The organism is Streptomyces sp. NPDC032161 (assembly GCF_040636995.1).
Lineage (GTDB): Bacteria > Actinomycetota > Actinomycetes > Streptomycetales > Streptomycetaceae > Streptomyces.
The window spans coordinates 1-4,752 of the sequence record NZ_JBEZVN010000090.1 but is presented as its reverse complement, the minus strand read 5'-3'; the positions used below and the strand labels follow the sequence as shown (position 1 = coordinate 4,752).

Genomic DNA, 4,752 nt, shown 5'->3' with positions numbered 1-4,752 from the left:
CCCCCAGGTCATCCACTTCGACAGGGGGCACACAGCCATACCGGACCCGGGGGCCAGGCACCCCATTGCGGGGCCACGAAAAAGGTAACGGGGCGGTGGGCGACGTAGGCGAGGCCGCTCTGCCCCGACGCAGCCGAAGGTACCTTGGGGAACGCCCGTACCGCCGTCCGTGCTGAGAGATCGTGACCACAGCAGGACGCCACAGCAGTCGGCATCAGAGTGGTGTCGCGGTCTGTCCGACACTCCGGTGATGGCACGCTGGCTCGCACGCTTCTCCCCTGCGGGGTCGGCAGCGCCGGGGCCGGCAGGCGACCAGCCACATCGAAAGCTATGGACCGCCCTGCTGTCGTACTCGGTGACGCCTCACCTTTCCCGTTCCACCAACTCCTTGAAGTGCTCCAAGTCCTCCCTCACAAGCCGTTCGATCGCGGTCGCCTGGGCGAATCCCTTCGGCCCGCCGAACGCCTCCTTGACGGTGCCCGGGTCGTACTCGATCCGGGCCTGAACCCGGGTGTGCTCCCGGTCGATGGGCAGCAGTGAGAAGGTCCCCGCCAGTTCCGGACCGCTCGTGGTCTGCCACTCCATCGTGTGTTCCTTGCCGCGGTCGGTGATCTCGGCGTCGAACTCCTGAACCCGGCCGCCGACGTCGACATCCAGGTGCGCCCGGCGCCCGTCCTTTGAACGAGCCTCGCGTACTCCTTCGACGAACCGCGGATAGGTCTCCGCACGGTGGAGGGCTTCCCAGGCCGCAGCGATCGGAATGTCGACGTCGATCTGTTCTTCGAGAGTGCTCATCGGCCACCTCGCAACTTGATTCACGGCTTACGGGGCCACATCTCCATTGTCACCCGTTATGCTCTCGCGGTCCTGCAAGAGGGTCTCTGGCCTCCGGGCCCGGCATGACTGTGTCCCCCTGTCGAAGGCATCCACCGGGGAACCGCCCGCGCGGCCGATGCGCTCGATGAGGCCGCCTCGGCCCTGGCTCCGGTCGGCCGCCCGCGTCTCCACGTGCACATCGGTACACCCCTGCGGCTCCCGGCGGGCATCCCGGCCGACACCCCCAGGCCCACCAGGCGGTCACCCGTGCCTGGAGGACCGCAGCGCGGGCCGTTGGCGCACCACAACCGCTACGCGGCGAAGCCGGTGCCGGGCGGCCATCTGCTGGAGGAGGTAGGACATCCGGTCCGAAGCGACCGGAAATGCTCCGGACGACGACGTAGCCCCGTAGCCGACGAGGCGCGGCGGGACCGCCGTCGGCCTACGTGTACCAGTAGCGGACGCCGCCGTGGTGGCTGCATGTGCCGCGGAACTTCGCCGCGTAGCTGTAGGTCCCGCCCTTGCGCTCGGCGGTCGCGCCCGCCCGGGGTCGGCCCTGGTACGGCTGACGGTAGACGCTCCGGAACCACTGGTCACAAAGGTGTCGTCCGGGTTCTCCGGAGTGAGGATCACCAGTTCAAGGTCAGCAACGGCTGCCCGGGCATCACAGAACCACCGCTCCGCCCCCGTGCGGAAGACGACCGAGTGAGGCAGGCCGGCCTCGGCGTCGGACCGAAGCCGCTCCAGGTAGTACCGGCGACCCTCCGGGCCAGTCACATGGATGCCGTGGTGCTCGGCCACGGCCGAGTCGACTGGCGCTGACCGGGGCCCTCGGCCCATGCAATGGCCTTCGCGTGGGCCTCGTCCTTCGCCTCCTCCCACGCCTCCTCGCTGGACTGCTTGACGTACCAGCAGCGCACCCAGTGCAGGGCCGCGAGATCCCGCAGTGCCGCATAGTCGGCCGCGGCCAGGGGCTTCCCGGCGTCCAGCGCCTTCAACGCCAGCCCCGCAGCGCTCTCTGCACGCCCCCATACCCGCTCAGCCGCAGTCGAGTCGAACGTGATGAAATCCGGCACATAGGCACATTGGGGTGGTGCGCGGTGCCGCCGCGGCCGCTCCGGGTACGTGAAATCGACCTCCTCCAGGCGAAGCTCACCGCTGGCCCGCGAGAACGGCGCAGCAAAGCGGCTCAAGACAAGCACCGAAGTCATGTGCTGACCGCGGACATGCGACTTGCAGCCTTGATCCCACCGTCTCAACTACGTCAGGTGATAGCAAATGCTCTGGCACACACCACTCAACGCTTTGGGTAACGAGCAAAGCGAGGCGAAGGGCCGGTCTGCCATGCGCGAGGGCGGTGTCGCGGTTCTCCCGGAGGGACTGAAGGGACTGGGCTGTGGCATGAGGATTCCAGCCGCGAAGTTCGGTGACAGCGGCCCCGGCCTCGTTCGGACGGCGAGGCGCCGCCATCCGGCCTGGTAGAGCGGTGCCGCAGTCGTGCTGCGAGCTGAACCCGCAGGGACTCGTACACGCCTGGGATGCGATCTGCGACAGGGCGACGCCTCAGTGGTGCTGCAGGCCGAACCCGCAGAGACGCCCCGCATCCGGGAGCTGTCGCGGGCGAGCCCGGTGAGGCCGCAGTGGCGCTGCGGGCCGAACCCACGGAGACGCCCGCGCTTCCACGTCGCCGCTGCGGGCCCGTTCGGCTGGGTTAACCGGGTTCGGGTTCGTCGTGGATGGTCAATGCTCCGGCGAGGTCGAGGTCGGCGGCAGTGCCGTGTGCCCCGGCGCGGACGAGCAGCACTGCGCCGAGCGCGGTGCTCCAGAACGTCCTGGCCTCCATGCTGAGCGGCCGTCGGGTGCTCCAGCCGCGGCTGTCGATGAGCTGGCTCACGAAGCGCTCGGACTGCCGGAACAGCAACTGGAGGTGCCGGTCGACCACGGGGGCGAGTTCGGGCTTGGAGATTGCGGCGGCGAGTGCTCGCGTGACTGACGGGAGCGAGGGCATGGCCAGTACGGCGCGGGCGATGTTGCGCCGGAAGGTCGCCGCATCGGGGGCTTGGCGACCGATGCGCTCAATTCGTCGGGCGTCGTGCAGCAAGCCGAGGAAGGCGGCGTGCACGAGCAGCGAGTCCTTGGAGCCGAAGTAGTAGGTGACCTGATTGGGGAAGACGCCTGCCGCGTTCGCGATCTCCGCGACGCTCACCTCAGCGCCGGGCCGCTCCTTGCAGAGCTGTGCAGTTGCCTCAATCAGCCGGCGCCTCGTCGCGCGACCGCGGTCACGCGACCGAGCCGACGTTGATCGAGCTTCCGTTCGCTTCTTCTCCACACCCAAATTGTATGTGATACAACATGGACTCGTTCGTTTGTATCGCATACAAGAAAGGTTGAAGGGCATGCACCGGACTGAAGTCGTCGTGACCGGACTCGGCGCGATCACGCCACTCGGTGGAGACGTGGCCTCCACCTGGGACGCCCTGCTTGCCGGCGAGTCCGGCATCCGCGGCGGCGTCCTGCGCGGCCACGAGGATGTCGGCCTTCCCGAGACCGTCGCGGGGACGATGGCGATCGACCCCGCCGAGTTGCTGCTGCCGGTGCAGGCCCGGCGGCTCGACCGCTCGCAGCAGGCGGCCTTGGCCGCGGCGGCCGAAGCCTGGGCCGACGCCGGCGCCCCGGAGGTGGACCCGGACCGGCTCGCATCGGCGATCGGCACGGGCATCGGGGGCGTACGGACGCTGCTGAAGGAAGACGACGTACTGGAGGCGGCCGGGACACGGCGCGTCTCGCCACGCACGGTCCCGATGCTCATGCCCAATGCGGCGGCGGCACTGATCAGTATCGAATACGGGGCACGGGCCGGGGTCTACACGCCCGTCTCGGCGTGCTCTTCCGGTGCCGAGGCGATCGCCCTGGGCGCCAGGCTCATCCGTGCCGGCGAGGCGGACGTCGTGATCGCGGGCGGGACCGAGGCCGCGATCACCCCGATCACCGTCGCCGGCTTCGTCCAGGCAAAAGCACTGTCGCGGCACACCACCGAACCCGCCTCAGCCTCCCGGCCGTTCGCCGCGGACCGCAGCGGATTCGTTCTCAGTGAAGGCGCCGCCGTCGTAGTGCTGGAAAGCGCCGAACACGCCGGCGCCCGAGGAGCACGCGTCCACGCGGTACTCGCGGGCGCCGGCATCGCCGCCGACGCTCACCACATCACGGCACCCGCTCCCGACGGCTCCGGTCAGGTCTCCGCCATGCGAAAGGCCCTCGCGCAAGCCGGCTTGGCACCCGAGCAGATCAGCCACATCAACGCCCACGCCACCGGAACTCCGGTCGGCGACATCGCCGAGGCCCACGCGATCAGGGAGGTCTTCGGCCGCGCGACCGTGACAGCCCCCAAGGCAGCGCTCGGCCATCTCTTCGGCGCCGCCGGCGCGATCGAAGCACTCATCGCCGTCCTCAGTGTGGAGCACGGTGTCATCCCGCCGATCCGCAACCTCACCGCGGTCGGCGTCGATCCCGACATCGACCTCGATGTCGTCGCAGAACGACGTGACGTCCCCCAGGACGCCGTGCTCAGCAACTCCTTCGGCTTCGGTGGGCAGAACGTCTCACTCATCGTCACCAGCGCACGACACCACGCGTCCCGTACGGCCTCGACGACACCATGACCCACGCGAACGCACCAGGTGGTCTTCACCAAACGCCCTTCAGAACACGATCAAGTGCCGCCCGGCCTGCGGCTCCCCGGTTCGGCTTGCCGCCGGGAAGACCTCGATCTCCGTTCTGCCCCATGAGCATCAGAAAGAGGCTCTTCATAGCGGCCAGCGCGCGGGCGCGCCGGATCGCCGCATCGTCTGCATGCGCGTACATGTCGAAGAACCGTGAGGCCGTGCCCGCGGGCAGCAGCACCCATGCGGCGGAGAGGTCCCACGCCGGATCGCCGGC

4 protein-coding genes and 2 pseudogenes are annotated in these 4,752 nt (G+C 69.0%); 1 reads left to right on the top strand and 5 read right to left on the bottom strand.

The genetic code is table 11. The features are described 5' to 3' along the window. Positions 1–363: 363 nt before the first annotated feature. The 4 genes and pseudogenes from AB0E67_RS36125 to AB0E67_RS36110 all read right to left on the bottom strand — a co-directional run bounded on the left by AB0E67_RS36125 (position 364) and on the right by AB0E67_RS36110 (position 3,193). Complete coding sequence (locus AB0E67_RS36125) at positions 364–795, bottom strand: SRPBCC family protein (RefSeq protein WP_362035050.1); 432 nt, start codon at positions 793–795, stop codon at positions 364–366. Positions 796–1,258: 463 nt separating this feature from the next. Further along, a pseudogene (locus AB0E67_RS36120) lies at positions 1,259–1,363 on the bottom strand (DUF3761 domain-containing protein); the annotation flags it as partial. A 226-nt stretch (positions 1,364–1,589) separates the two neighbouring features. Further along, positions 1,590–2,009 carry a hypothetical protein gene (locus tag AB0E67_RS36115; protein WP_362035048.1) on the bottom strand — a complete coding sequence of 140 codons (420 nt, stop codon included), beginning with the start codon at positions 2,007–2,009 and terminating at the stop codon, positions 1,590–1,592. A gap of 518 nt (positions 2,010–2,527) precedes the next feature. After that, positions 2,528–3,193 carry a TetR/AcrR family transcriptional regulator C-terminal domain-containing protein gene (locus tag AB0E67_RS36110; protein ID WP_362035052.1) on the bottom strand — a complete coding sequence of 222 codons (666 nt, stop codon included), beginning with the start codon at positions 3,191–3,193 and terminating at the stop codon, positions 2,528–2,530. A 19-nt stretch (positions 3,194–3,212) separates the two neighbouring features. Between AB0E67_RS36110 and AB0E67_RS36105 the strand changes: the two genes are divergently transcribed. Beyond that, a complete protein-coding gene (locus tag AB0E67_RS36105) occupies positions 3,213–4,475 on the top strand; it encodes a beta-ketoacyl-[acyl-carrier-protein] synthase family protein (protein ID WP_362035046.1) in 1,263 nt (420 codons plus the stop codon). Between the two features lie 25 nt (positions 4,476–4,500). Here AB0E67_RS36105 and AB0E67_RS36100 read toward each other — a convergent pair. Continuing rightward, a pseudogene (locus AB0E67_RS36100) lies at positions 4,501–4,752 on the bottom strand (aminoglycoside phosphotransferase); the annotation flags it as partial.

Excerpts from the sequence above, each read along its gene's own strand:
- AB0E67_RS36105 (WP_362035046.1), top strand. The coding sequence starts at position 3,213 with ATGCACCGGACTGAAGTCGTCGTGACCGGACTCGGCGCGATCACGCCA.
- AB0E67_RS36110 (WP_362035052.1), bottom strand. The coding sequence starts at position 3,193 with ATGCGATACAAACGAACGAGTCCATGTTGTATCACATACAATTTGGGT.
- AB0E67_RS36125 (WP_362035050.1), bottom strand. The coding sequence starts at position 795 with ATGAGCACTCTCGAAGAACAGATCGACGTCGACATTCCGATCGCTGCG.